Source organism: Rhodococcus sp. 1163 (assembly GCF_002091985.1).
Taxonomy (GTDB): Bacteria; Actinomycetota; Actinomycetes; order Mycobacteriales; family Mycobacteriaceae; genus Rhodococcoides.
Map to the genome: position 1 here is coordinate 153,768 of NZ_MKKX01000038.1, position 25,407 is coordinate 179,174.

A 25,407-nucleotide genomic window follows, 5' to 3' on the forward strand; every position below is an offset into this window, starting at 1 on the left:
GGCCTATGACAACGCAAGCTGCTGCCCTCAAGCGCTCCTGGGCATTGGACCTGTCCAACAAGACCCTGTACGACCTGCTGAAGCTGCGTGTCGAGGTTTTCGTCGTCGAGCAGGCGTGTGCCTACCCCGAACTCGACGGTCGAGATCTGCTCACCGAGACGAGGCACTTCTGGCTCGAACGTGACGGCGAAGTGGTGTGCACGCTGCGTCTGCTCGAGGAGCACGACAACGGCGAGAAGGCCTTCCGCATCGGCCGTCTGTGCACGCAGCGCTCGGCGCGGGGGCAGGGGCACACCACGCGTATCTTGCGTGCTGCCCTTGCCGAGGTCGGGTCCTCTCCTTGTCGTATCAACGCACAGAGCTACCTGGTGGACATGTACGCGAAACACGGCTTTCTTCCCGATGGTGAGGAAGTTCTCGAAGACGGGATTCCGCACACGCCCATGCGTCGGGGCGGCGGAACCCCGTGGGGAGAGGCGTCGGGCGGCAGTAAGGTCGAACGACGGTAGGGTTCGATCAACGGAGCTGATGCGGGGAAGTCCTGTGTGATTCAGGCGCGGTCCCGCCACTGTGTACGAGTAGGCCGATTGTCGGCAGCCTCGTAAGCCAGATCACCGCACAGCATCGAAATTACTTTGTCCACTTCTTCGGTGGGCATCGAAAGTCCTCGGCGCGGAAACCGAGGAATGAAGGGGATCGAAAGTGCAGCAGGCCGTTGGATCTTCAGAACCCGGTTATCCGTTCAGCGCGATAGTCGGCCAAGACCAGCTTCGATTGTCATTGATCCTGTGTGCGGTGCACCCAGGAATCGGTGGTGTCCTCGTCCGCGGTGAGAAGGGGACGGCGAAGTCCACTGTCGTACGCGCACTCGCGACGCTGCTTCCGAACATCGAGGACGATGGCGAGAGCCGACCAGCCCGGTTGGTAGAGCTTCCGGTCGGCGCGACCGAGGACCGCGTGGTCGGTTCGCTCGATCTCGAGAAGGTGCTGCGAGACGGCGAACGTGCATTCCAGCCGGGATTGTTGGCCGCAGCCCATCGGGGAGTGCTGTACGTGGACGAGGTGAACCTTCTGCATGATCACCTGGTCGATGTTCTGCTCGACGCCGCTGCGATGGGGCGTGTCCACATCGAACGCGACGGGGTTTCACATTCGCATCCCGCGCAGTTCGTCCTCGTGGGAACGATGAATCCCGAAGAGGGCGAGCTTAGACCACAGCTGTTGGATCGCTTCGGGCTCGCCGTGGAGGTCACTGCCTCTCGCGACGTGGACATCCGAATGGACGTCGTGCGAAGGCGTCTGAACTACGAGCGCGACCCCTTTACGTTTGCTGCACGCTATGCCGACGAGGACGCGGACATCGCCGCACATATCGTCGCGGCTCGACTCGTATTGGATCAAGTGGAACTCGACGACACCGAACTTCGTCGAATTGCGGCATTGTGTGCGTCGTTCGACGTCGACGGGATGCGAGCGGACCTCGTAGTCGCAAGGACCGCTTCGGCGCACGCGGCATGGCGAGGCTCGCCGAAGGTCGAGGAGTCCGACGTGCGGGTCGCTGCGGAATTGGCATTGCCGCATCGCCGCAGGCGTGACCCGTTCGACGAGCCGGGGATCGACGAGAGTGCACTCGACGATGCCATGCGCGAGGCCGCAGAACAGGCCGACTCCGCGAAGCCGGAATCCGGCCAGAAGTCCGACGAACCGACCGATCCCGAACCGACCGATCCCGAACCTACCGATCCCGAACCTACGGATCCCGAACCTACGGATTCAGGACCTGATCCGGATGACGACGGCGGTGGTGCACCCAGACCGGACCAGTCGGATCCACCGTCCGGCAACGGATCTCGTGACCGTGATGCAGCAGCTCCCGGATCGCAGTTTCGCGCGCGGTTGATGGAAGTTCCCGGTGTCGGCGAGGGAGCGCCCGGCCGTCGCTCCCGGTCGCGTGCTGCGCAGGGGCGGGTGGTGCGCCCGACCACCGAGCGCGGCAAGGGACTTCACCTCATCGGGACATTGTTCGCCGCGGCCGAGGATCAAGTCGCGCGCGGACGAACATCCGGAAAGTTCCGACTCGAGCCCGCGGACCTACGCGGGGCGATTCGTGAAGGTCGCGAAGGCAACCTCATCGTGTTCGTTGTCGACGCATCCGGATCGATGGCTGCACGTGATCGGTTGTCCGCCGTGACGGGAGCAGTGCTGTCGCTACTGCGCGATGCATACCAACGGCGCGACAAGGTTGCGGTCATCACTGTTCGAGGGCGCGAGGCCGAGTTGGTTCTCCCGCCGACGTCGAGCGTCGACGTCGCTGTCACCCGCTTGCGCAGAATGAAGACCGGTGGGAAATCGCCACTGGCACAGGGCTTCCTGCGGGCACGTGAGGTCGTCCTTCGAGAGAAGGTCAGAGATCCGCTGCGCCGTGCGCTCGTCGTCGCGATGACCGATGGGCGAGCGACGGGCGGTGTCGATCCGGTCGGGCGCGCACGTATCGCTGCGTCGCGTCTGGCAGCCGACGGGACTGCGTCGGTTGTCGTGGACTGCGAATCGGGCATGGTCCGTCTCGGACTGGCCGCCGATTTCGCCCGGCATCTACAGGGTGGCTACGTGCGGCTTGCCGACCTTTCGGCAGAGCATGTGGCCGCCGTCGTTCGCGCAGCGGCCTGAGAGGACGAGCAATGCCACAGGGAGTACCACTTGCGGGAACCGTTCCCGACGACGGCCTGACTACGCGTCAGCGCCGCAATCAAGCACTTCTCGCAGTGCACACCGGGCCGGGCAAGGGCAAGTCTACGGCGGCCTTCGGGATGGCACTGCGGGCGTGGAATCAAGGATTCGACGTCGGAGTGTTCCAGTTCGTGAAGAGTGCGAAATGGAAGGTCGGCGAGGAATCGACATTCAAACTACTCGGCGAACTGCACGAGACTCAGGGCACCGGCGGGGCCGTCGAGTGGCACAAGATGGGCGAGGGGTGGTCCTGGACGCGCAAGAAGGGTTCGGACGTCGACCACGCCGCCGCAGCTGCTGAAGGCTGGGCCGAAATCTCTCGAAGATTGAGCGAGGAGACGCACCGCTTCTACGTGTTGGACGAATTCACCTACCCACTCAAGTGGGGGTGGGTGAATATCGACGAGGTGGTCGAGGTGCTCGTGAACCGGCCGGGTAATCAACACGTCGTCGTCACCGGACGTGACGCACCGCAGGCGCTGATAGATGCCGCCGATCTCGTCACCGAAATGACCAAGGTCAAACATCCGATGGATGCGGGCCGAAAGGGTCAGCGCGGTATCGAATGGTGAGCCGTCCCGCTCCCGCCGTCGTCATCGCTGCGCCCGCATCGGGGAGCGGAAAAACGACGGTAGCCACCGGGATGATGGCTGCTCTCCGCGCCATGGGGGACCGGGTAGCGCCGTTCAAGGTGGGACCGGACTATATCGATCCTGGATACCACTCTCTCGCAACGGGGTTGCCGGGCCGCAACCTCGATGCAGTGATGGTGGGGCGAGAGCGCATAGGCCCGCTCTTCCTACATGGCAGTGCCGGATGCGACATCGCGATCGTCGAGGGAGTCATGGGGCTCTTCGACGGCAAGATCGACATGACGGGGGCCGGACAGGCCTCCGCGGAGGGATCGACGGCAGCGGTGGCCGCGATGCTCGGCGCACCGGTCGTTCTCGTCGTCGACGCTCGCGGCCACAGTCAGAGTCTTGCCGCTGTACTGCACGGGTTCTCGACGTTCGACCCGTCGGTGCGGATCGGTGGCGTCATATTGAATCGGGTCGGTAGCCCGAGGCACGAAGAGGTTCTGCGTCAGGCCTGTGAGCGTGTCGGTGTCCCCGTTCTCGGGTCGTTACCGCGGATGTCGGAACTGGCGGTCCCCTCGCGGCACCTGGGACTGATCACGGCACTCGAACACGGGAGCCGAGCCGGCGCGGCAGTGGACGCAATGGCCGAACTGGTGACACGTCACGTCGACCTTGCGGCCGTCCGAGCGCTGGCGAGGTCGTCGGTCACCGGTACCGCCTGGAACCCGAACGACGAAGTGGGTGAGCCGAGCGGCGCGGGGGCAGTCGTCGCCGTGGCCGGGGGTCCCGCCTTCACATTCGGTTACGCCGAGCATGTGGAACTGCTGCGCGCTGCGGGCGCTGAGGTGGTGGTGTTCGATCCCCTCACCGACGGATTGCCCGAGCGCACGGCGGGTGTCGTTCTGCCGGGCGGGTTTCCGGAGGAACATGCCGAGCAGTTGGCGTCGAATGAGCCTCTGCTGTCAGATATCCGCAGGGCCTCGGCAGCCGGATTGCCGATCCACGCAGAATGCGCCGGTCTGCTGTACCTGGCGCGATCCCTCGACGGCCACGCGATGGCCGGTGTCATCGACGCGGAAGCGCAATTCGGATCGAAGCTGACACTCGGCTATCGCGATGCGGTCGCACTGGGTGATTCGGTGTTGTTCGAGGCGGGGACTCGGGTGACGGGCCACGAGTTTCACCGCACTGCGCTCGTCGACTTCGCCGCCGAACTCGCACCGGCATGGGGTTGGCAGAACCCGAGCGCAGCTGCCGGCAAACGCATCGTCCGGGAGGGGTTCGTCCACGGCCGTGTCCATGCTTCGTACTTGCATACGCACGCGGCAGGCAGCCCTCGGTCGGTTCTGAAATTCGTCGAGGCGTGTGACCGGTTCGCGCCTGTCGATGTCTGAACCTGACCGCGCTGAACCTGACCACGCTGAATCGATCGTCGTAGGAGTGGGCGCGACGGCGGCTGCGACGGACTCCGATATCGCGGCCGGGTTCGCTTCGGTCGCCAGGCCGCACTGGACCGTGGTCGCAGTTGCGACCCTGGATCGAAAGCATTCCGCGGTGGAGTCTTTTGCTCGTTCGCTTTCAGTGCCGCTGAGCAAGTGGACGGCTGCCCAATTGGCCTGCGTCGTCGTGCCGGCCCCGTCCTTACTGGTCGACGACGCCGTCGGGACTCCGAGCGTGGCAGAGGCCGCAGCAGTATTGGGGAGCGGCGGAGGCACGCTGATTCTGGGCAAGACGAAGGTGGGTCCGGTGACCATTGCGGTGGCGATAGCACCGGTGCCCGCGGAATAGAAGCCTTGCGCGCCCGACTGCAACACGTTCTAATGTTGCATGCGCTTCGGTCTCGTTCTGTTCACCTCCGATCGTGGAATAACGCCTGCGGCAGCGGCAGCAGCGGGCGAGCGATTGGGATTCGACTCGTTCTACGTACCGGAGCACACGCACATCCCCGTCAAGCGTGAAGCGGCTCATCCGCAGACGGGTGATTCTTCGTTACCGGACGATCGATACTCCCGAACTCTCGATCCGTGGGTGGCGCTGGCCGCAGCGTCCGCGGTGACGAAACGAATCGCATTGGGCACCGCAGTCGCGATACCGGTGGAGCACGATCCGATTACGCTCGCCAAAACCATTGCCTCACTCGACCACCTCAGTAATGGTCGTGTGGTTTTGGGAGTCGGGTTCGGTTGGAACGTCGACGAATTGGTCGATCATGGAGTACCTCCGGCCAGGAGACGGACCATGCTCCGTGAATACCTGGAGGCGATGCGTGCACTGTGGTCACAGGAACAGGCGGAGTTCTCGGGTGAGTTCGTCGAGTTCGGTCCCAGCTGGGCGTGGCCGAAACCTGCTGCGGGACGCCATATCCCGACGCTCGTCGGTGCTGCGGGTACAGACAAAAATTTTGCCTGGATAGTTCGATCGGCGGACGGTTGGATCACCACACCGGGCGAGCAGGACATCGAGTCGCGGGTCGTTCGACTCCAGCAGTTGTGGCGCGACGGCGGTAGGGACGGTGCGCCACACATCGTCGTGCTCGACTTCAAGCCCGATGCAGAGAAGCTGGCGAGATGGGAAGAAATGGGCGTGAGTGAAGTGGTCTACGGAATGCCCGACAGATCCGAACCCGAGGTCCTCGCATATCTCGAGCGTCTCGCTGTGAAGTTGACCGGTCGATTGTCATTCGCCGGCAGTTGAGAAGCCCCGTGAGCAGCTGAGACGCCCGTGATGACCGGCAACGGTGGCGTCTGCGTCCGAGTACAGGCACTGTAGGCACAATGAAGTCCTCTTCGCTCGTACTCGGCCCACTCGTCCGTTACGTCGGCGTCGACTCGGCGACGTTCTGGTTCGAATTCGATGTGCCCGGAACGGTGGCTGTGCGTACCGCCGTCGGCGTGGTGGGAGAAGCGCACACCTGGGGCCTGCACGGACACCACTACGCATTGGTCGCACTGACGGGTCTGCCGGCGAACACCGCGATCACCTACGACGTGACATTCGACGACACGAGGATCTGGCCCGAACCTGGCGCGACCTCGGCTGTTCACACCGGAGATCCTGTCGGCCCCGTGACCTTCGCATTCGGATCATGCCGGCGAGGTGACAACTACGGTGAAGACTCACTCCGACGAATCGGTGCCGACGCACTTGCCGGTCTGGGCAATCGAATGTCCACCCAAGATCCGTCGGAATGGCCGCAAGCGCTGCTGTTACTCGGTGACCAGGTGTACGCAGACGACCCGTCACCCGAAATCTTGGAAAGACTCCACGCGCGACGGGAAGGCGGGCAAGGGCCCGGCAGTGCACGGGGTACCGACGCCGAGAACGAGATCTGCGACTTCGAGGAGTACTCCTGGCTCTACCACGAATCGTGGGGTGCCGAGCCGGTGCGCACGTTGTTGGCCAGCGTCCCGTCGTGCATGATTCTCGACGACCACGATCTGCGCGACGACTGGAACTCGTCCGCGTCCTGGCGAAAGGACATAGAGACCCGGCCGTGGTGGAACGATCGCGTGGTCGGCGCCTTCTCCTCGTACTGGGTTTATCAGCATCTGGGTAATCTTTCACCCGAAGAGCTCGCTCGCGACGAGTTGTACGAGGCGGTCCGCACAGCCGCCGACGACACGGCGCGTGAACGCCTTCTTGCGGACTTCTCATTATTGGTCGATCGGGATCCGGCGGCTGGCAGGTGGAGCTTCTATCGCGACTTCGGTGACACTCGACTGCTCATGATCGATTCTCGTTGTTCGCGCAATCTCGACCCGAACGATCGGGCAATGGTGGACGACGCGGAATGGGCCTGGGTCCGAGAGCGCGCTCTGGAGGGCTCACCCAAACACCTCCTCTTCGGATCTTCCCTGCCGTTCTTGATGTTGCCCGCGTTGCATCACCTGGAACAATGGAACGAGGCTGTAGCGCAGGGGAGTTGGGGCAAGAAGGCGGCCCGCGTGGCAGAGAAACTGCGTATCGCGCTCGATCTCGAACACTGGGCAGCATTCGGAAAGTCGTTCTCGGATATGGCAACTCTGACGCGCGAGCTGTCCAGGTCGAAAAATCCACCGGCCAGCATCCTGTGGTTGTCGGGTGACGTGCACTGCTCCTATGTAGCGAATGCAGACTTCGGTGTCGGGGGAAAGGGAATCCCGGCCACCTACCAACTCACGATGTCGCCGTTTCGGAACCCGTTGAATCTGCCGATTCGGGCGGTCAACCGGTTGGCAATCAAACGGCCAGTTGCAACCCTGATGGAGAAACTCGCCCGCGCTGCCCACGTGGGGCCGGACGACGTCCACTGGGAAGCCGAGGCAGGCCCATGGTTCGACAACGGCGTCATGTTGCTCACCACGGAAGGAGACTCAGCGCGGCTCCGCGTCGAGCATGCGCAGCTCGATTCGGCCCGAAAGCAGATCCTGACGACGACTGCAAAGATCGTATTGGCGCCGTGACATAGAATTTGTCTCCGTGGCTCACCTCGAACTCACCGACATCGACTACTTTCTTCCCGACGGCAGACAACTGCTCAGCGGGGTCGGGTTTCGAGTCGGAGACGGCGCGAAGGCCGCTCTCATCGGTCCGAACGGCACCGGAAAAACCACGCTGACACGGATCGTGGCCGGCGACCTCGCACCAGATGACGGAAACGTCGCCAGCTCGGGATCGCTCGGAGTGATGCGCCAGTTCGTCGGGCAGTTGCGCGACGACTCGACTGTGCAGGACCTACTGTTGTCCGTTTCACAGCCGGGGGTACGTGCCGCAGCGAAAGCACTCGATGATGCCGAGAACGCGATGATCGACGTCGACAACGAGAAGACTCAACTCAAATACGCGAACGCGCTGTCGGATTGGGGTGACGTCGGCGGGTACGACCTGGAGCCGTTCTGGGACAAAGCGACAATGGCTGCGCTCGGGATGTCGTTCGACCGGGCGAAGTGGCGTGCGGCTTCGACTCTCAGTGGCGGCGAACAGAAGCGCCTCGTTCTGGAAGCCCTGTTCGGGGGACCGGATCAGCTGCTGCTGCTCGACGAACCGGACAACTATCTGGACGTACCGGGCAAAAGGTGGCTGGAGAAGACGATTCGCGAGTCCGACAAGTCGGTCCTCTTCATCAGCCACGATCGTGAGCTCATCGCCAACGCCGCGACCCGAATCATTACGCTCGAGCCGGGAATCAACGGCGCGACCTCGTGGGTGCACGGTGCCGGGTTCGAGACGTATTACGACGCTCGCGAGGATCGAAATGCCCGACTCGACGAGCTTCGTCGTCGTTGGGACGAAGAGCGCGTCAAACTCCGTGCGCTCGTCCTGCGGCTTCGGGAGAAGGCGAAGTTCAACGACGGCATTGCTGCTCGCTATCACGCTGCACAGACGCGGCTTGCGCGGTTCGAAGACGTCGGACCACCGGAGGCAGTGCCGGTCAAGCAGAAGGTCACAGTACGACTGCACGGCGGCCGAACGGCGAAACGCGCGCTGGTATGTACCGATCTGGAGCTGACCTCGCTCATGAAACCGTTCGACGCCGAAGTCTGGTTCGGTGACCGAGTCGCGGTCCTCGGGTCCAACGGATCGGGCAAGTCACACTTCCTCCGGTTACTGGCCGCGGGCGGCACCGATCCCGAACGGGAGCACGAGCCGGTCACCGAACTCGTCCTCGATCCAGTCCCGCACACCGGCACAGCAGTACTGGGAGCTCGCGTGCGCCCCGGGTTGTTCGCTCAGACCCACACCCGGCCCGACCTGAACGGCAACACCTTGCTCGACATCCTGCACCTGGGCAACGAGCACCGTGACGGCATGGGCCGCGAGGCGGCGAGTCGGGCACTCGATCGCTACGGACTCGCCCGCGCTGCCGAACAGCTCTACGACAACCTGTCTGGTGGCCAACAAGCGCGCGTTCAGATTCTGCTGCTCGAGTTGTCCGGTGCGACGCTCTTGCTTCTCGACGAGCCCACCGACAACCTCGACCTGATGTCGGCGGACTCCCTCCAAGACGCCATCGCGGCATTCGAGGGGACCGTCATCGCGGTCACCCACGACCGTTGGTTCGCCCGCAGCTTCGAGCGGTTCTTGGTCTTCGGATCCGACGGCAACGTCTACGAATCCAACGAGCCAGTATGGGACGAAACCCGAGTCGCGCGGGCGCGGTAGCGTTTGCACTCGTGGATGCGACTGATTCTCCTTACCTCGTCGGCCTGAATCTGTCAGGCAAACGCGTCGTTGTGGTCGGCGGCGGGACCGTCGCGCAGCGGCGACTGCCCCTGTTGATCTCTTCCGGCGCCGAAGTGCACGTCATCACCCGGGTTGCGACTCCGGCCGTCGAAGCGATGGCAACTGCTGGTCAGGTGACGATGGAGCTGCGTGACTTCGCCGCCGGTGACATCGACGATGCCTGGTACGCCATTGCCTGCACCGACGAGGCCGAGACGAATGCCGCGATCGTGGCCGAGGCCGAGAAGTCGAGAATTTTCTGCGTTCGCGCCGACATCGCTCGTGACGGAACTGCGGTCACCCCAGCATCTGCGGACTACGACGGACTCACTCTCGGCGTTTTGGCGGGCGGTGAGCACCGGCGCTCGGCAGCGGTGCGCAATGCTGTTCTCGAAGCTCTCCAGTCGGGCCTCATCACCGATTCGGCGCACGCCCCGCTGAGCGGGGTGGCCCTCGTCGGCGGCGGCCCGGGAGATCCGGATCTGATCACCGTCCGCGGCCGCCGACTCCTGGCGTACGCCGACGTCGTCGTCGCCGATCGTCTGGCGCCACCGGAGCTGCTCGCCGAACTAGGCCCACACGTCGAAGTCATCGATGCGTCGAAGATTCCGTACGGCCGCGCAATGGCACAGGAGGCGATCAATCAAGCATTGATCGACGGAGCCAGGGCCGGCAAGTTCGTCGTCCGCCTCAAGGGCGGCGACCCGTACGTGTTCGGTCGTGGATACGAAGAACTCGAGGCTCTCGCCGAGGCCGGGATACCGGTGACGGTGGTCCCCGGCATCACGAGTGCGATTTCGGTGCCGTCGGCGGCAGGAGTTCCAGTGACGCACCGAGGCGTCACCCACGAATTCGTGGTCGTGAGCGGCCACCTCGCCCCGGAACATCCCGACTCACTGGTCGATTGGGGCGCGCTCGCACGCTTGAAGGGCACCATCGTGCTCCTGATGGCGGTCGAACGCATCGACAAATTTGCCGCGGTGCTCATCGAAGGTGGACGGCCCGCCTCGACGCCGGTGTTGGTGGTGCAGGAGGGGACGATGCGTACTCAGCGTGAGGTCAGAGCCGATCTCGCCACGGTGGGCCTGCGCGTGAAAGAAGAGGGAATTCGCCCACCGGCAATCGTCGTAATTGGAACCGTTGCGGGTTTCTCCGTGGACCCTCGGTAACGTTGACTTCCGTGTCTGACCAATCGCAGCCCGCAGCGCCCACGACGGACATCGTGTACCCGGTGACGACCAGGGCTTTCGGCCTGGCAATCATCGTGCTCAGCGGCCTTCAGTTGATGGTGGTTCTCGACGGGACGGTGGCAAACCTGGCGTTGGCGCCGCTGCAGGCGGATCTGGGTTTGAGCGACGCCGGCCGCAACTGGGTTCTCACCTCGTACGCATTGGCCTTCGGCGGACTGATGCTTCTCGGTGGAAGGCTCGGTGATGCGTTCGGACGAAAAAAGATGTTCCTCGGTGGCGTCGTACTGTTCACCGTGGCATCTCTGCTCTGTGGGTTGGCCATCAACGAGGCGACGTTGGTGGCTGCGCGTGCCCTTCAGGGCGTTGGAGCGGCGGTAGCGTCGCCGACGGCGTTCGCCTTGGTCGCGACGACCTTTGCGCCCGGACCGGTTCGGAATCAGGCAATTGCGATCTATGCGGCGATGACAGGCGTCGGATCCATCGCAGGCCTCATCATCGGCGGTGCCTTGACCCAGGTTTCGTGGCGTTGGATCTTTCTCATCAACGTGCCCATCGGCATCGCCATCGCAATTCTGGCCATGGTGTCGCTGAAGGAAACTGCGGGCGTACGGCTTGCCCTCGATTTCCCCGGCGCTATCCTCGGCACACTCGGCTGTACAGGTGTCGTGCTCGCCTTGAGCGAGGGAACCGAACTGGGGTGGTCGAGCCCGCTCGTCATCGGCTCGCTGCTCGGCGGCCTGATACTGCTCGGACTGTTCCTTGCTGTCGAGCGAAGGGCCGAAAATCCGCTGTTGCCGTTTTCTCTGTTCGCGAACAAGAACCGCGTGGCCACGTTCGTCGCGATCTTCTTCGCAGGCGGAGTGATGTTCTGCCTCGCCGCGTTCGTTGCGCTGTTCGTGCAGGACATCCTCGGCTACAGCCCACTCAATGCGGGTCTGGCGTTCGTTCCGTTCGCATTCGGCTTGGGTGCTGCAGCGTTCATCACCTCGAAGCTCGTAGTTCGAATACAGCCGCGATGGTTGGTCATGTCCGGCAGCGCCATCATGGTGGGTTGGTTGTTGTTCTCGGTCGCGACGATGAACGCGGACTCGTCGTACTTCCCTGGCATCTTCTTCCCGGTCATCGGGATCGGCTTCGGCGTCGGTATGGCGTCGATACCGCTGCCGCTGTGTGCCATCGCCGGCGTCCGAGCAACCGAGATCGGCCCACTGACAGCAATCGCTCTGGTGGCTCAGACCTTGGGTGGTCCCGTTGCGCTGGCAGTGGTGGGTGCTTTGGCCACCTCGCGAACGATCTCACTCGGTGGAACCACCGGCCCCGCAACTCTGATGAACGAGAACCAACTCACTGCACTGAGCTCCGGCTACATGTTCGCCCTGTTCTGCTGCGCAGTCGCTGCAGTGGTCGCCGGACTCGCCGCGTTCTTCATCAAGTTCACCCCGCAGCAGGTCGCTCAGGCCCAGGCTGCGCAGGAAGACGTGCTCGCAACGTAGCGGTCAAAGGCGGTCCACGGTCAGACGCCGAGAACGCTCTTGGCGATGAGAAAGTAGATGACGAGTCCGGTGGAGTCGCAGAACGTCGAAATGAACGGCGTCGAGAAGACCGCTGGATCGACGCCGATCTTCTTCGCGAGCAGCGGCATCGCACCGCCGACGGTCGCAGCAAGTGTGCAGATCGCAAACAGGGTCGACCCGATGACGAACCCCAGATTCCAGTCGTAGACCAGCCCCGCGATGGTGAATCCGAGCAACCCGAGCATTCCTCCCATCGTGGCGCCCACGCGTACCTCCCGAAACAGCACTGCGGCAATGTCACGTGGGCGCACATCGCCGACGGCCAGTGAGCGTGTCACCGTCGTTGCCGCCTGCGCCCCGGTGTTGCCGCCGGTACCCGTCAACAGCGGAATGAACAAGGCCAAGGTCACCACCGCGGCCAGCGCATCCTCGAACACCTCGAGTACTTGTACGGTCAGGATTGCCGACAGTGCGAGAACCAACAGCCAGACAATGCGAGATCGCACGATCGACATGACCGGCGTACCGAGATACGGCCTGCGGAGTGGTTCGGATCCGCCTGCCCTCGCGGCATCCTCGTCCTCTGCCTCTTCGATGACGCGAGCTGCCTGCTCGATGGTGAGAATCCCGATCAGTCGATTTTCGGAATCGACCACGACGACAGCCGGGCTCCGATACTCCAGGCACATGCGCGCGGCGTCCTCCGCGGGCACATCGGCAGTGACCACGGGCTGCGCCGACGCGAGATCCTGGACTCGATCTGCCGGATCGGCGGTGGCAATATCGGCCAGGGTGACGACACCGATGAGACGTCGACTCCCGTCGGTGATCGGTAGCAGATACACCGACTCGGCTTCGGATCCGGTTTCTCGAACCTGCGCCAGCGCTTCACCAGCGGTGGTCGTTGCGTGAACGCGGATGTATTCCGGACTCATCCGCCTGCCGGTTGAGCCCTTCGCGTACCCGAGCATGGGTGCGGTCAAGTCTCGTTCGCCGGCAGACAACCCTTGCATGAGTCTTCGTGCGACATTGGATGGCAGTTCGTCGACCAGTTCGACTCGGTTCTCGGGGCCGAGTTCCTCGAACAGGGTGATCACATCGTTTTCGCGTAGACCGCCGAAGAGCTCTCCGCGAACCGAGGCATCGAATCGGTCGAATACGTCGAGCGCCAGATCCTTCGGAAGCAATCGATACAGCACTGCTCGTTCGGCTGGATCTGCTCGTTCGAGTATTCGTGTGGCATCCGAAGGCGACAACCCCGACACCAGTGCGGACATCCCGGCAAGATCCTTGTGTCGAAGCAGTTCGGATGCGCGGTTGATCGTATGGTCGAAGTTCGAGAGCACCAGGCCATTCTGCCTGCCGGAACCTGCCAACCGAGCCGAGGCGGTACACGCTGCTCGGCACAACCGGTTTTTCCACGAGACTCGTGAGATGAAACATCGGGCCGCTACGACAGTTTCGCGTCGTCCGCTGCCGCGTGCCCCGATTCCCATCCTTCGGCATCCAACCTCGGACCCCGCATGGTCCGCACTCGTGGGAAGAGTCGGTCGAATTCTTGCTCCACAGCTACGGTCTGAGCCGCCAACATCGGTAGTAGGTTGCCGGACTGTTCCGACGCTTCCTCCACCGCGTGGGCATCGGCCTCGCCGAGCCGTTCGCCGATCCTGACTGCGTACGCATAGAGGAACGCCTTGCCGAATGCCGCCGAAGCAGAACCCTTACGTCGCTTGGCTGTGGGGGAGTGCGACAGTGAGCGCGTCGCCTGGATCAGCAACGAGGTGAACATGATCTCCGTCTGCTCGATGTCGACGGGTGAACCGACGAGCGTTGCGATCGCGTACTCCGGATCCCAGATACTCTTGACTCGGTTGACCGTGCTCACCGCATGCAGCAGTTGGGCTTTGGGCGGAGCGTGGGGGTTGTCGACATGCAGACGTCTGCTGATCACATCGACATTTCCTTCGGTCAGCAACAGCGAATCGATGGAATATCTGGTCATCAACTCCTGCGCCTTGGCGGTGAGTGTCTCCGCCTCTTCCTCGAAATCGGTAGCGTCGGCCTTGGCGAGCAGGCCACGAATCTTACCGAGCATCTTGGTGTTCGGAGATCCGCTCACCGGCCCGGACTTCGCAGTTCGGCCGGCCCGCCGAACCGGCCACTGCGACGGAAAGGGTCCGATCCGGGGCCACCGCGGAAGCGTCTGCCATTGGCCCAGCAACGCAAGTACCGCAATCCACTGATCGTTGGAGGCGATGTAATCCGTTTTGCCACTCGACTTCAGCAGTGCAGCAAGAAAATTCGGTGAGGCTGTCAGTGGCCCTGCAGCTTTCGGGTATGCGGCACAGATGTCGGAGAGCTGGTCGACCCAGTTCTCGGGCGCCCGTTCGTGTGCGCTCGTCAGATCCGATTGATGAAGCAGGACCGCAGCGGCGAGCGAGGTTACCGCGAGCGTCTGCTGACGCTTGACGATATGCAGAAGGTCGAACGGTTGCCAGCCCGCCTCGTACATCGTCTCGATCATGTTCGTCAGCGCCAACGATGCCAGTGCCGAGGCGTCGTGGTCTTCCAACGCGATCAGCCGATCGACGACTTCGTCCACGCGCCGCAGATCCCGACTCTTGCCATAGGACACGTCGGCGCCTTGCCGGAGTAGATCCGGGACCGGGTTCACTTGGTGAGGACGATCAGTTCGGTCGCCGAGGCGACTTCCACGCTCAAGCCGGCTCGCGATGCGACTCGGGCCACCGCACGCACGTCCTTCGGCTCGGCGGTCGTCAGGGTCAGCGCACGCGCCAGCACGCCCTTGTGATGCTTGTTGAAGTGGCTCACGACCGATCTGCTGCCATCGGGTTTCTCGGTCAGCACCGTTGCCGTGACGGCGCCGGGGACCGGGCCGAGTTGCTGGTACGTCCCCGAGCGCAGGTCGACGACCAGTTCATCGGACTGCGCAGCCACGGCGTCCGCCAACTCGGGCTTCCAATGCGAACGTAGGGTGCCGAAGCCAGGGATCGTCGATCCACCGGACAGCCGGTAGTACGGAATCGGATCGTATGCACGTACTGCTCCGAACAATGCAGATCCGATCCATAACCTCGCCGCCGCCCGTGCTCGACCGGCCTTCGTGAACGAACGCGCGTCGAGAGCGTCGTAGAGAACCCCGGTGTAGCGGCTCAGCGCGGGTGTCGTGGGTGAACTCCACAGGGCGGCGTTGCGTTCGACTTCTTCGGTCTGGGTCGGTCCGAGACCCAGCGCGGTCGCCGATGCCTCGCGATCGCCGGCCAGCTCCACGAGCGCGTCCGCCAGCTTGTGTCGGAGGGGATTGAGCTCGGGGAGGGACAGAACTTCCAGATCCAGGGGAGAGCCGTCGCCGCCGCCCGACTTCGTCTCGGATGGGGGCAGCAGAATCAGCACGGGGAGCAACGTTACCCACCCGCAGAGCACCGACTACGCTTGTACCCCGTGATCACCCGTCTTTCGCAGCTCTTCCTCCGCACTCTTCGTGACGACCCCGCCGACGCCGAAGTCGACAGCCACAAGCTGTTGGTTCGTGCGGGTTACGTTCGTCGTATCGCGCCGGGTGTGTACTCCTGGCTGCCGCTCGGCCTGAGAGTGCTGCGCCAGATCGAACGAGTCGTTCGTGAAGAGATGAACGCGATCGGTGCGCAGGAGATCTCGCTACCGGCGTTGCTGCCCCGCGAGCCGTACGAGACCACCAATCGATGGACCGATTACGGCGACGCGCTGTTCAAGCTGAAGGACCGCAAGGGCAACGACATGTTGCTCGGTCCCACCCACGAGGAACTGTTCGCACTGACGGTGAAGGGTGAGTACAACTCGTACAAGGACCTGCCGGTCACGCTCTATCAGATCCAGACCAAGTATCGCGACGAGGAACGCCCGCGCGCGGGCATTCTGCGCGGACGCGAGTTCGTCATGAAGGACTCCTACTCGTTCGACATGGACGAGGACGGGCTGAAGCGGTCCTATGCGGCACACCGTGAGGCCTACCAGAAGATCTTTGCTCGGCTCGGGGTCAAGTACGTCATCGTGGCGGCGACGTCCGGCGCGATGGGTGGAAGTGCGTCCGAGGAATTCCTTGCCGAGAGCGACATCGGGGAGGACACCTACGTGCGGTGCATCGAATCGGGATACGCGGCGAACGTCGAAGCCGTCACGACTCCCGCGCCGCCGTCGTTGCCGATCGAGGGGCAGCCTGCTGCCGTCGATCACGAGACGGGCGACACACCCACCATTGCCACGTTGGTCGAGTGGGCCAATTCGATCGACCTGGGCCGCACCGTCACCGCCGCGGACACGTTGAAGAACCTTCTGCTCAAGGTGCGCAACGCAGACGGGGAGTGGGAGTTGCTCGCTGTAGGTCTGCCCGGCGACCGTGAGGTCGACGAGAAGCGCCTCGAAGCGTCTCTCGAGCCGGCCGAATTCGCGCTGCTCACCGACGCCGACTTCGAGGCCTACCCGTTCCTGGTGAAGGGCTACATCGGACCACGTGCGCTGCAGGCCAACGGAGTTCGCTACCTCGTCGACCCTCGTGTCGTCGAGGGGACGTCGTGGATCACCGGAGCAGACGTCACCGGCAAGCATGTGGTGAACCTGGTAGCCGGCCGCGATTTCACTCCTGATGGCACCATCGAAGCTGCCCAGGTACGGGACGGCGATCTCTCCCCGGACGGTCGCGGCGCGCTCGTCAGCGCGCGCGGTATCGAGATCGGTCACATCTTCCAACTCGGTTACAAGTACACGGACGCGTTCAGTGTCGACGTGCTCGGTGAAAGCGGAAAACCCGTGCGCCTCGTGCAGGGTTCGTACGGCGTCGGTGTCTCTCGCCTGGTCGCCGTCGTCGCCGAGCAGATGCACGACGACAAGGGTCTGCGTTGGCCGAGTGAAGTATCGCCTGCAGATGTACACCTGGTCATCGCCAACAAAGACGAAGCTGCACGTGCCGGCGCCGAGTCCATTGCGGCAGCACTCGACTCGCAGGGTCTCGACGTGCTGTTCGACGATCGGAAGGCGTCGCCGGGCGTCAAGTTCAAGGACTCCGAACTCATCGGAGTGCCGGTCGTCGTCGTCGTCGGTAGGGGATGGGCCGAGGGCAAGGTCGAACTCCGTGACCGCTTCACCGGTGAGAGCCGTGACCTCGATACCGAGACCGCTGTCGCCGACATCGTCGAAACGGTACGTGGGAAAGTGTGATCGCGTGGTTCGGCGGTTCGGGTCGGTTACCCACTGGTAGCTTCGGGGCAGCCGACTAGGAAAGGTGACAACATGGCCCACCTCACGTTGTTCGATCCCGCGACGTACGATCCGACCCAGTTCGACGACGAAACGCGGCGCCAGTTGCGATCGCTGATCGACTGGTTCGAGGATCGAGGCAAGGCCAGATTGCTCGCCGACGACCTCGAAGCAGTCTGGACCAGCGACTTTCTCGACTTCGTTGCCAAGGAGAAGCTGTTCGCGACGTTTTCGACACCGGCAGCCTATGCCGATGGCGACGCCGACAAGCGCTGGGATGCGTCCCGCAATGCTGCTCTGAGCGAGATCCTCGGCTTTTACGGACTGTCCTACTGGTACGCCTGGCAGGTCACCGTACTCGGACTCGGGCCGATCTGGATGAGCGAGAACGAGGAGGCCAAGCGCCGTGCAGCGCGGGCGCTGAACGGCGGGTCCGTGATGGCGTTCGGGCTGTCCGAGCGCGCCCATGGTGCCGACGTCTACTCGACGGATATGTTGCTCCGGCCGTCCGAGGAAGAGGGCGTCGAGTTTCTGGCGTCGGGGGAGAAGTACTACATCGGCAACGGCAACGTCGCGGGCATGGTCTCGGTGTTCGGTCGCCGCACCGACCGCGATGGGACGGATGCCTACGTGTTCTTCGTCGCCGACAGTAGTCATCCCCGATATGTGCTACGTGACAACGTGATTCACGGCCAGATGTTCGTCAGTACGTTCACCCTCGAGGACTACCCGGTCCGAGCCGAGGACATTCTGCACACTGGTGCAGACGCGTTTTCCGCCGCACTCAACACCGTCAACGTCGGTAAGTTCAACCTCTGCACGGGTTCGATCGGAATCACCGAGCATGCGTTCTACGAGTCGATCACGCACGCGCACAACAGGATTCTCTATGGCAACCGGGTCACCGAATTTCCGCATGTGCGTGCAAGTTTCGTCGACGCCTATTCGCGACTGATCGCGATGAAGCTCTTCAGTGGGCGGGCAGTCGACTACTTCAGGTCCGCAAGCCTCGAGGATCGGCGCTACCTGCTGTTCAATCCGATGACCAAGGCCAAGGTGACCTCCGAAGGCGAGACCGTGGTTCGGTTGCTGCACGATGTGATCGCAGCGAAGGGGTACGAGAAGAACACGTACTTTCGTGAGGCCGCGCAGATGATCGGAACCCTGCCCAAGCTCGAAGGCACAGTGCACGTCAACGTCGCCCTCATGCTCAAGTTCATGCCGGCGTACATGTTCGCCCCGATGGACTACCCCGACGTCGTGACACGTGACGACGCTTCCGACGACGCGTTCTTCTTCGCTCAGGGCCCCGCACGCGGAGCGGGGAAAGTGCGATTCCACGACTGGGAGTCGACGTACGAAAAGTTTTCGCATGTTCCCAACGTCGCGCGGTTCTACGAGCAGGCTTCGGCCTTCAAGACGTTCCTGACCGACACCGCACCGGATGAAGCACAGCAGAAGGATCTGGACTTCCTACTCAACGTAGGGCACCTGTTCTCGTTGGTCGTCTACGGTCAGCTGATTCTGGAATCGGCCGAGAAGGTCTCCACCGAGTTGCTCGATCAGATCTTCGACTTTCAGATTCGTGACTTCTCCGGTTACGCAGTTGCTCTGCACGGAAAGCCGTCCTCTACCGAGGCGCAGCAGGCGTGGGCACTTGCGGCGATCCGCAAGCCGGTTGCCGATCTCGATCGCTTCGACGCAGTGTGGTCCGAAGTAGTGTCCTACGACGGCGCATACGAGATGAGGGCCTGACTCAGCGGAGTCGGCGGTCGTTCACGGTTGACCTGGGAACGGGACGGTCGGCGGAGCTACACCAAGGATTTTACGCCAGTTCGCCAGTCGTAACGCGGCTTCTGTGAGCGCAGTGACTCCGGTCTCCCGCGTGGGGCCGGACTCGCTGCGCTCGATGACCGACCTCCACGCGATCGAGGTGTCGATCTCTGCCTGGGCGGCAAGCTGCGCCGACGTGACGGGATCGCCGACCGGAAACGGGATGGAATATGCCGGGCCGGCAAGCGGCGGGGTCACGCTCGCGGCGCGCAACGCATCGAGGGTTGCGTCTCGACGTGCGCGGTGCGCTGCAGCGTCCGCGGCGATGAGGCCCCCACGAGCCGGATTCGAGAATGCGCCGACGACGCCGTACGCAAAGATCGCGGCGTACTCGGCGTTCAACGCGTCGACGAGTGCTTGTTGTTCGATGCCGAGATCGCTCATGGCAACACCACCGCCAGTTCGACGGCGCAGGCGGCGCTGATCGATCCCAACAGGCCTGCGCGATAACCGGATTCGCTTTTCGCCGAGTCCGCGGCACCACGCTGAGATTCACTGAGATCGGCCTTGAGTTCCTCCATGGTCGGCGGCGGCACCGCAACCGGTGTCGCTGTGGTCGAGGTAGCTGCGCTCTCCTCCTCGGTGTGACCTGCGACGCGGTCGATCTCTGCGGCCAGGGCGTCGGCGTGTGCCGTTCGTTCGGTCTGCACCACACTGAGGGGCCCGGCCAGCGTCGGGCTCAACGCGATCAGGGCGCCTGCGGCGGCCGCGTCGCGACGCGCAAGCCGGAGGTGGCCGGTGAGGGTGTCGAGTTGCGGCCCAGGGGCTGTGTCGGACGAACATCCGGCAGTTGTGGCGAGCCCGACTGCGGTGAGAGCGGCGCCACCGGTCAAGCGCAGGGCGCCACGGCGGCTGAGGGTGCGGGGGAGAGCGAACGTCGACACGGGAACATCGTGCCAGGTGCATTCTGCATCTTGTGCACCCAGGCTGGTCACGAACGCTTCCCGTTGGCGTTAGGCTGTGCGTTCGCCACTTACGGATTCGATCACACTTCTGGTCGGGTCCGACCACAACTGAACGAGGAGTTTTCGCAACGATGCCTGTTCCGTCCAAGGAGAGGGTCATCGCACTCCTGTCCGACCTGGTGACCAGCCGTGGGTTCGATTTGGAAGATGTCAACGTGGTCTCGGCAGGTAAGCACAGTGCCGTACGCATCATGGTCGATCGCGAAGAAGGCATCGACCTCGACACGTTGCCGTCGCTCAGCCGTGAGATCTCCGACATATTCGACGCGGTGTCGGACTTCGGTGATGCTCCTTACACCCTCGAGGTAACCACTCCTGGAGTCGATCGTCCGCTTACCGAGGATCGCCATTGGCGGCGCGCACGCGGGCGGATGGTCCGATTCAAGCTCGACGACGAAAAGTTCGACGCACGTGTCGGTCACCTCGATGGCCGATCGCTCACGGTGGTCACTCGTGACAAGGGTGTTCTCGCGACCCGAGTGGTGGAACTCGATGACGTTGTGAAGGCTGTTGTGCAAGTAGAATTCTCGAAGCCGAAGGCAGACGAGATGGAGCTGACGGGCGGCGTTGTCGACGGTAGGCCTGCTCCTGCTGACAACGACGAGATAGTGAACGTGGAAACACCGGAAGAAGGGTCCGACAAGTGAATATCGACATCGCGGCGTTGCGCGCCATCGAAGCGGACAAGGGAGTGTCGATCGAGACTGTCATCTCGACGATTCAGTCCGCCCTGTTGACCGCTTACCGGCACACCGAGGGCCATCAGCCCCACGCGTGGATCGACGTCAACCGTAAGACCGGTTCGGTGCGTGTGATGGCAAAAGAGATCGACGGTGACGGCAACACCATTTCGGAGTGGGACGACACCCCTCGAGGGTTCGGCCGAATTGCTGCGACAACCGCCCGGCAGGTGATCCTGCAGCGTCTGCGTGATGCCGAGCACGAGCGCTCGTACGGCGAGTATGCGACGCACGAGGGTGAGATCGTGGGCGGGGTCATTCAGCGGGATACCAGAGCAAATGCCAAGGGCACGGTCATCGTGAGGATCGGCAGCGATGCGAACGGCGCAGACGGCGTGCTGCCGCCTGCCGAGCAGGTGCCGGGTGAGAGTTACGAGCACGGCGAGCGAATCAAGTGCTACGTAGTCGGAGTCGCCCGGGGCCAGCGCGGACCGCAGATCACCCTCTCGCGTACCCACCCCAACCTCGTACGCAAGCTGTTCGCACTCGAGGTGCCGGAGATCGCCGACGGGTCGGTCGAGATCGTCGCCGTTGCGCGCGAGTCCGGTCACCGGTCGAAGATCGCGGTCAAGTCCACGGTGTCGGGTCTCAACGCCAAGGGCGCATGCATCGGGCCGATAGGTCAGCGTGTGCGCAACGTGATGAGCGAACTGGCCGGCGAGAAGATCGACATCATCGACTTCGACGAGGATCCCGCTACCTTCGTCGGGAATGCGCTGTCTCCGTCGAAGGTTGTGTCGGTCACGGTCGTGGATGCCGAGGCTCGTGCCGCACGTGTGGTCGTGCCGGAATATCAGCTGTCGCTCGCCATCGGCAAAGAGGGACAGAACGCCCGGCTGGCAGCTAGGCTGACTGGCTGGCGCATCGATATCCGCAGCGACGCGGCCACGGCACCCGAGTCCACCAGCGCGTAAGGGTGGAATGCGGAGTTCGAGGCAATACAGCGGTAGAGTGGTCGATGGTTCGGAATGAACTCTCTGCCCTGAGTCATGAGAGCATCGGTTCGGCGGCAGTTCGTCAGCCGGTGAGAACATGTGTCGGGTGCAAGGAGCGAGCTCCGGCCGCCGGTCTGCTGAGAGTTGTGGTTCGCGATCGAGATTCTTCGGGATCGGCGATCGTGCCCGATGTCGACCACCGGCTTCCCGGTAGAGGTGCATGGTTGCATCTCGACCCGAGATGTCTGGAGAATGCAGAGCGGCGCCGTGCATTCGGTAGAGCGCTACGCGTGTCGGGATCTATCGACTCGTCAGCGGTCGTCTCCTTTCTCGAAGGAGTCGACGACAGAGATTCACCCCTCGAGAAGAACAGGCAACAGCACTGATGAGCACACCGTGAAGCACCAACGATGAACGTCCATCGGAGATAACCCGAGGTCGTGCGGGCACCAATCCTCGCTCGGCCTCTCAGTGAGGAGAGCAGTGCCAGGTAAGGCCCGCGTACACGAGTTGGCTAAAGAACTCGGTGTCACCAGTAAAGAACTACTCGCACGGCTCAAAGAGCAAGGCGAGTTCGTCAAATCCGCATCATCCACGGTAGAGGCGCCAGTAGCGCGTCGTGTCCGTGAATCCTTCCCGGCCGGCAAGCCGGATTCCGCTCCGGCCACCGGTGCTTCCAATGGCGAACAGGCCAGTGGCAGCGCACCGGTTTCTGGCAGCGCACCGAAGCCTGCTTCGGGCGCCAAGCCCGGCGGACCCCGTCCGGGACCGAAACCGACCCCGCGCCCGACTCCTGCTGCTCCCGTGGCGCAGGAACCAGTGGCTCCAGTCGCAGCCGAGGCTCCCGTAGCGCCGGCCTCGACTCCGGCGCCCGCACCCGCCGCTCCGGCACCATCCGTCCCGGCGCCCGCTGCTCCGGCAGAACAAGCTCCCGCAGCATCGGCCGTCGTAGCTCCAGAGGCCGCAGCGGCGTCTGCCCCGGCAGGTCCCAAGCCAGGCGCACCCGGCCCCAAGCCGGGCCCCAAGGCTCCGCGTGTCGGTAACAACCCGTATTCGTCCGCTCCCGCCGAGCGTCCTGCCCCGCGCCCCGCGCCGGGCGCACCACGCCCGGGTGGTAGCAGTCGACCCGCTCCGGGTCAGGGTGGACCTCGTCCGGCAGCAGCGGGTGGTGCACGTCCGGCCGCTGGTCAGGGCGCACCTCGCCCAGCAGGCCCCGGCGGGCCTCGTCCGAGCCCGGGTTCTATGCCCCCTCGTCCCAACCCCGGCGCAATGCCGACCCGTTCGGCACGTCCGAGCCCAGCGGCAGGTCGCCCCGGCGGCCGTCCCGGTGGTGCTCCAGGTGGTCGTCCCGGTGGCGCAGGCGCCGGCGGTTACCGCGGTGGCGGCGCACCGGGTGCTCCAGGTGGAGCTCCCGCTGGTGGTGCTCCCGCAGGTGGCTTCCGCGGTCGTCCCGGCGGCGGTGGCCGTCCAGGTCAGCGCGGCGCAGCTGCAGGTGCTTTCGGTCGTCCCGGCGGAGCAGTTCGTCGTGGCCGCAAGTCGAAGCGGGCAAAACGCGCCGAGTACGAGAGCATGCAGGCACCCGCTGTCGGTGGCGTCAGGTTGCCACGCGGCAACGGTGAGACCATCCGTCTCGCCCGCGGCGCGTCGCTGTCGGATTTCGCAGACAAGATCGATGCGAACCCAGCAGCACTCGTACAGGCATTGTTCAACCTCGGCGAGATGGTCACTGCCACTCAGTCCGTGAACGACGAAACCCTCGAACTGCTCGGCGGCGAGATGAACTACGTCGTTCAGGTCGTCAGCCCCGAGGACGAAGATCGCGAACTGCTCAACGCGTTCGACCTCACCTATGGCGAGGACGCCGGCGGTGAAGAGGACTTGGAACAGCGGCCTCCCGTCGTCACGGTCATGGGTCACGTCGACCACGGCAAGACGCGACTGCTGGACTCGATCCGAAACACCACGGTCCGCGAAGGCGAGTCCGGTGGCATCACCCAGCACATCGGTGCTTACCAGGTGCTTACCGAACTCGAAGGCAACGAGCGTCTGGTCACCTTCATCGATACACCGGGTCACGAGGCCTTCACGGCCATGCGTGCTCGTGGTGCCAAGGCAACCGACCTCGCGATCCTGGTTGTTGCAGCCGACGACGGTGTCATGCCGCAGACGGTCGAAGCGATCAACCACGCGCAAGCTGCAGATGTCCCGATCGTGGTGGCGATCAACAAGATCGACAAGGAAGGCGCGAACCCGGACAAGATCCGGCAGCAGCTGACCGAGTACGGGCTTGTGGCCGAGGAATACGGCGGCGACACGATGTTCGTCGAGATTTCGGCGAAGCAGGGCACCAACATCGACGCACTTCTCGAAGCTGTGTTGCTGACAGCAGATGCCTCACTGGATCTGCGTGCCAACCCGGACATGGACGCTCAGGGTGTCGCCATCGAGGCGCACCTCGACCGTGGTCGTGGACCGGTTGCCACCGTGCTCATCGCCCGCGGAACCTTGCGTGTCGGTGACTCGATCGTCGCCGGTGACGCCTACGGTCGCGTCCGTCGAATGGTCGACGAGCACGGCGAAGATGTCATCGAAGCACTGCCGTCCCGTCCGGTACAGGTCATCGGCTTCACGTCGGTGCCCGGCGCAGGCGACAACCTGTTGGTCGTCGACGAGGATCGCATTGCCCGTCAGATCGCCGATCGACGCAACGCTCGCAAGCGCAATGCGCTCGCCGCGAAGTCTCGTAAGCGCATCAGCCTGGACGATCTCGATGCAGCGTTGAGGGAGACTTCCCAGCTGAACTTGATCCTCAAGGGTGACAACTCGGGAACCGTCGAGGCGCTCGAAGAGGCACTGGTCGGTATTCAGATCGACGACGAGGTCGAACTGCGCGTCATCGACCGCGGCGTCGGCGGCGTCACGGAGACCAACGTCAACCTGGCGTCGGCATCGAACGCGATCATCATCGGATTCAACGTTCGAGCGGAGGGCAAGGCCACCGAGCTGGCCAACCGTGAAGGCGTCGACATCCGGTACTACTCGGTGATCTACCAGGCCATCGACGAGATCGAAAGCGCGCTCAAGGGCATGCTCAAGCCGGTCTACGAAGAGGTTGCGCTCGGCCAAGCCGAGATTCGTGCAATGTTCCGTTCTTCGAAGGTCGGAAGTATTGCCGGTTGTCTCGTCACCTCGGGTACCATCCGTCGCAATGCGAAAGCACGACTGCTGCGTGACAACAAGGTGGTTGCCGAGACCGTCACCATTTCCTCGCTCCGGCGGGAAAAGGAGGACGTGGTCGAGGTGCGCGAGGGCTACGAATGCGGTCTTACGGTGACGTACTCGGACATCAAGGTGGGCGATGTCGTCGAGGCGTACGAGCTCCGTGAAAAGGCTCGCGACTAGTCGATTCGCAGCAGTAGTGCCGTAGTGGAGCATTGGGGAGTAACACTGCACTAGATCGAGGGGCCGGCG

The 25,407-nt window shown here is 63.5% G+C and carries 21 protein-coding genes and 1 riboswitch; of the genes, 16 read left to right on the forward strand and 5 right to left on the reverse strand.

The genetic code is table 11. The features are described from left to right. The first annotated feature begins 5 nt into the window (after positions 1 to 5). From BJD99_RS18410 to BJD99_RS18455, 10 genes are all read left to right on the forward strand, one after another. Positions 6 to 509 (forward strand): GNAT family N-acetyltransferase, encoded by a 504-nt coding sequence (locus BJD99_RS18410; protein WP_179142406.1) that lies wholly within the window; start codon positions 6 to 8, stop codon positions 507 to 509. After that, a riboswitch (cobalamin riboswitch) is annotated at positions 491 to 638 on the forward strand. (Overlaps the previous gene by 19 nt.) Positions 639 to 702: 64 nt before the next feature. Then, the gene (locus BJD99_RS18415; protein ID WP_084348623.1) at positions 703 to 2,667 is read left to right on the forward strand and encodes a magnesium chelatase subunit D family protein; all 1,965 of its coding nucleotides are present in this window, start codon (positions 703 to 705) and stop codon (positions 2,665 to 2,667) included. An 11-nt stretch (positions 2,668 to 2,678) separates the two neighbouring features. Beyond that, positions 2,679 to 3,299 carry a cob(I)yrinic acid a,c-diamide adenosyltransferase gene (gene cobO, locus BJD99_RS18420; RefSeq protein WP_084348624.1) on the forward strand — a complete coding sequence of 207 codons (621 nt, stop codon included), beginning with the start codon at positions 2,679 to 2,681 and terminating at the stop codon, positions 3,297 to 3,299. Further along, positions 3,293 to 4,699 carry a cobyrinate a,c-diamide synthase gene (locus BJD99_RS18425; protein ID WP_179142407.1) on the forward strand — a complete coding sequence of 469 codons (1,407 nt, stop codon included), beginning with the start codon at positions 3,293 to 3,295 and terminating at the stop codon, positions 4,697 to 4,699. The genes cobO and BJD99_RS18425 overlap by 7 nt, the downstream gene beginning before the upstream one ends. Beyond that, on the forward strand, positions 4,692 to 5,093 hold the full coding sequence (locus BJD99_RS18430) for a cobalamin biosynthesis protein (RefSeq protein ID WP_143542229.1): 402 nt from the start codon (positions 4,692 to 4,694) through the stop codon (positions 5,091 to 5,093). Before BJD99_RS18425 ends, BJD99_RS18430 begins: the two co-directional genes overlap by 8 nt. A 39-nt stretch (positions 5,094 to 5,132) precedes the next feature. Then, the gene (locus BJD99_RS18435; protein WP_084348627.1) at positions 5,133 to 5,999 is read left to right on the forward strand and encodes an LLM class F420-dependent oxidoreductase; all 867 of its coding nucleotides are present in this window, start codon (positions 5,133 to 5,135) and stop codon (positions 5,997 to 5,999) included. An 80-nt stretch (positions 6,000 to 6,079) separates the two neighbouring features. Then, positions 6,080 to 7,747: an alkaline phosphatase D family protein gene (locus BJD99_RS18440; protein ID WP_084348628.1), complete on the forward strand. Its 1,668-nt coding sequence runs from the start codon at positions 6,080 to 6,082 to the stop codon at positions 7,745 to 7,747. Positions 7,748 to 7,763: 16 nt separating this feature from the next. Next, positions 7,764 to 9,446, forward strand: a complete 1,683-nt coding sequence (locus BJD99_RS18445; RefSeq protein WP_084348629.1) for an ABC-F family ATP-binding cassette domain-containing protein — start codon at positions 7,764 to 7,766, stop codon at positions 9,444 to 9,446. Between the two features lie 11 nt (positions 9,447 to 9,457). Further along, positions 9,458 to 10,675 (forward strand): uroporphyrinogen-III C-methyltransferase, encoded by a 1,218-nt coding sequence (gene cobA, locus BJD99_RS18450; RefSeq protein ID WP_373270561.1) that lies wholly within the window; start codon positions 9,458 to 9,460, stop codon positions 10,673 to 10,675. An 11-nt stretch (positions 10,676 to 10,686) separates the two neighbouring features. Beyond that, positions 10,687 to 12,189 (forward strand): MFS transporter, encoded by a 1,503-nt coding sequence (locus BJD99_RS18455; protein WP_084348631.1) that lies wholly within the window; start codon positions 10,687 to 10,689, stop codon positions 12,187 to 12,189. A gap of 20 nt (positions 12,190 to 12,209) precedes the next feature. On the opposite strand, the gene mgtE is transcribed toward BJD99_RS18455, so the two are convergent. From mgtE to yaaA, 3 genes are all read right to left on the reverse strand, one after another. Then, entirely contained in the window at positions 12,210 to 13,556 is a 1,347-nt protein-coding gene (mgtE, locus tag BJD99_RS18460) for a magnesium transporter (RefSeq protein WP_256895913.1), read from the reverse strand. Between the two features lie 104 nt (positions 13,557 to 13,660). After that, the gene (locus BJD99_RS18465; protein ID WP_084348633.1) at positions 13,661 to 14,884 is read right to left on the reverse strand and encodes a DUF2786 domain-containing protein; all 1,224 of its coding nucleotides are present in this window, start codon (positions 14,882 to 14,884) and stop codon (positions 13,661 to 13,663) included. Continuing rightward, positions 14,881 to 15,624, reverse strand: a complete 744-nt coding sequence (yaaA, locus tag BJD99_RS18470; protein WP_084348634.1) for a peroxide stress protein YaaA — start codon at positions 15,622 to 15,624, stop codon at positions 14,881 to 14,883. Before yaaA ends, BJD99_RS18465 begins: the two co-directional genes overlap by 4 nt. Before the next feature lie 48 nt (positions 15,625 to 15,672). Here yaaA and BJD99_RS18475 point away from each other — a divergent pair, with 48 nt between their 5' ends. Both BJD99_RS18475 and BJD99_RS18480 read left to right on the forward strand, forming a co-directional pair. Further along, the gene (locus BJD99_RS18475) at positions 15,673 to 17,424 is read left to right on the forward strand and encodes a proline--tRNA ligase (RefSeq protein ID WP_084348635.1); all 1,752 of its coding nucleotides are present in this window, start codon (positions 15,673 to 15,675) and stop codon (positions 17,422 to 17,424) included. Between the two features lie 72 nt (positions 17,425 to 17,496). Beyond that, positions 17,497 to 19,218 carry an acyl-CoA dehydrogenase family protein gene (locus tag BJD99_RS18480; RefSeq protein ID WP_084348636.1) on the forward strand — a complete coding sequence of 574 codons (1,722 nt, stop codon included), beginning with the start codon at positions 17,497 to 17,499 and terminating at the stop codon, positions 19,216 to 19,218. A gap of 21 nt (positions 19,219 to 19,239) precedes the next feature. Here the strand turns inward: BJD99_RS18480 and BJD99_RS18485 are convergent, their stop codons facing one another. Both BJD99_RS18485 and BJD99_RS18490 read right to left on the reverse strand, forming a co-directional pair. Further along, positions 19,240 to 19,680 (reverse strand): ferritin-like domain-containing protein, encoded by a 441-nt coding sequence (locus BJD99_RS18485; protein WP_084348637.1) that lies wholly within the window; start codon positions 19,678 to 19,680, stop codon positions 19,240 to 19,242. Further along, positions 19,677 to 20,231, reverse strand: coding sequence for a hypothetical protein (locus BJD99_RS18490; protein ID WP_256895914.1), 555 nt, complete (start codon positions 20,229 to 20,231; stop codon positions 19,677 to 19,679). Before BJD99_RS18490 ends, BJD99_RS18485 begins: the two co-directional genes overlap by 4 nt. Before the next feature lie 101 nt (positions 20,232 to 20,332). Between BJD99_RS18490 and rimP the strand changes: the two genes are divergently transcribed. The 4 genes from rimP (at position 20,333) to infB (ending at position 25,338) form a co-directional block, all read left to right on the forward strand. After that, complete coding sequence (gene rimP, locus BJD99_RS18495) at positions 20,333 to 20,908, forward strand: ribosome maturation factor RimP (protein WP_084348638.1); 576 nt, start codon at positions 20,333 to 20,335, stop codon at positions 20,906 to 20,908. Beyond that, a complete protein-coding gene (nusA, locus tag BJD99_RS18500; protein WP_084348639.1) occupies positions 20,905 to 21,915 on the forward strand; it encodes a transcription termination factor NusA in 1,011 nt (336 codons plus the stop codon). The genes rimP and nusA overlap by 4 nt, the downstream gene beginning before the upstream one ends. A 44-nt stretch (positions 21,916 to 21,959) precedes the next feature. Then, positions 21,960 to 22,322 carry a YlxR family protein gene (locus BJD99_RS18505; protein ID WP_179142408.1) on the forward strand — a complete coding sequence of 121 codons (363 nt, stop codon included), beginning with the start codon at positions 21,960 to 21,962 and terminating at the stop codon, positions 22,320 to 22,322. A 97-nt stretch (positions 22,323 to 22,419) separates the two neighbouring features. After that, complete coding sequence (gene infB, locus BJD99_RS18510) at positions 22,420 to 25,338, forward strand: translation initiation factor IF-2 (RefSeq protein WP_084348640.1); 2,919 nt, start codon at positions 22,420 to 22,422, stop codon at positions 25,336 to 25,338. The last annotated feature ends 69 nt before the right edge of the window (positions 25,339 to 25,407 follow it).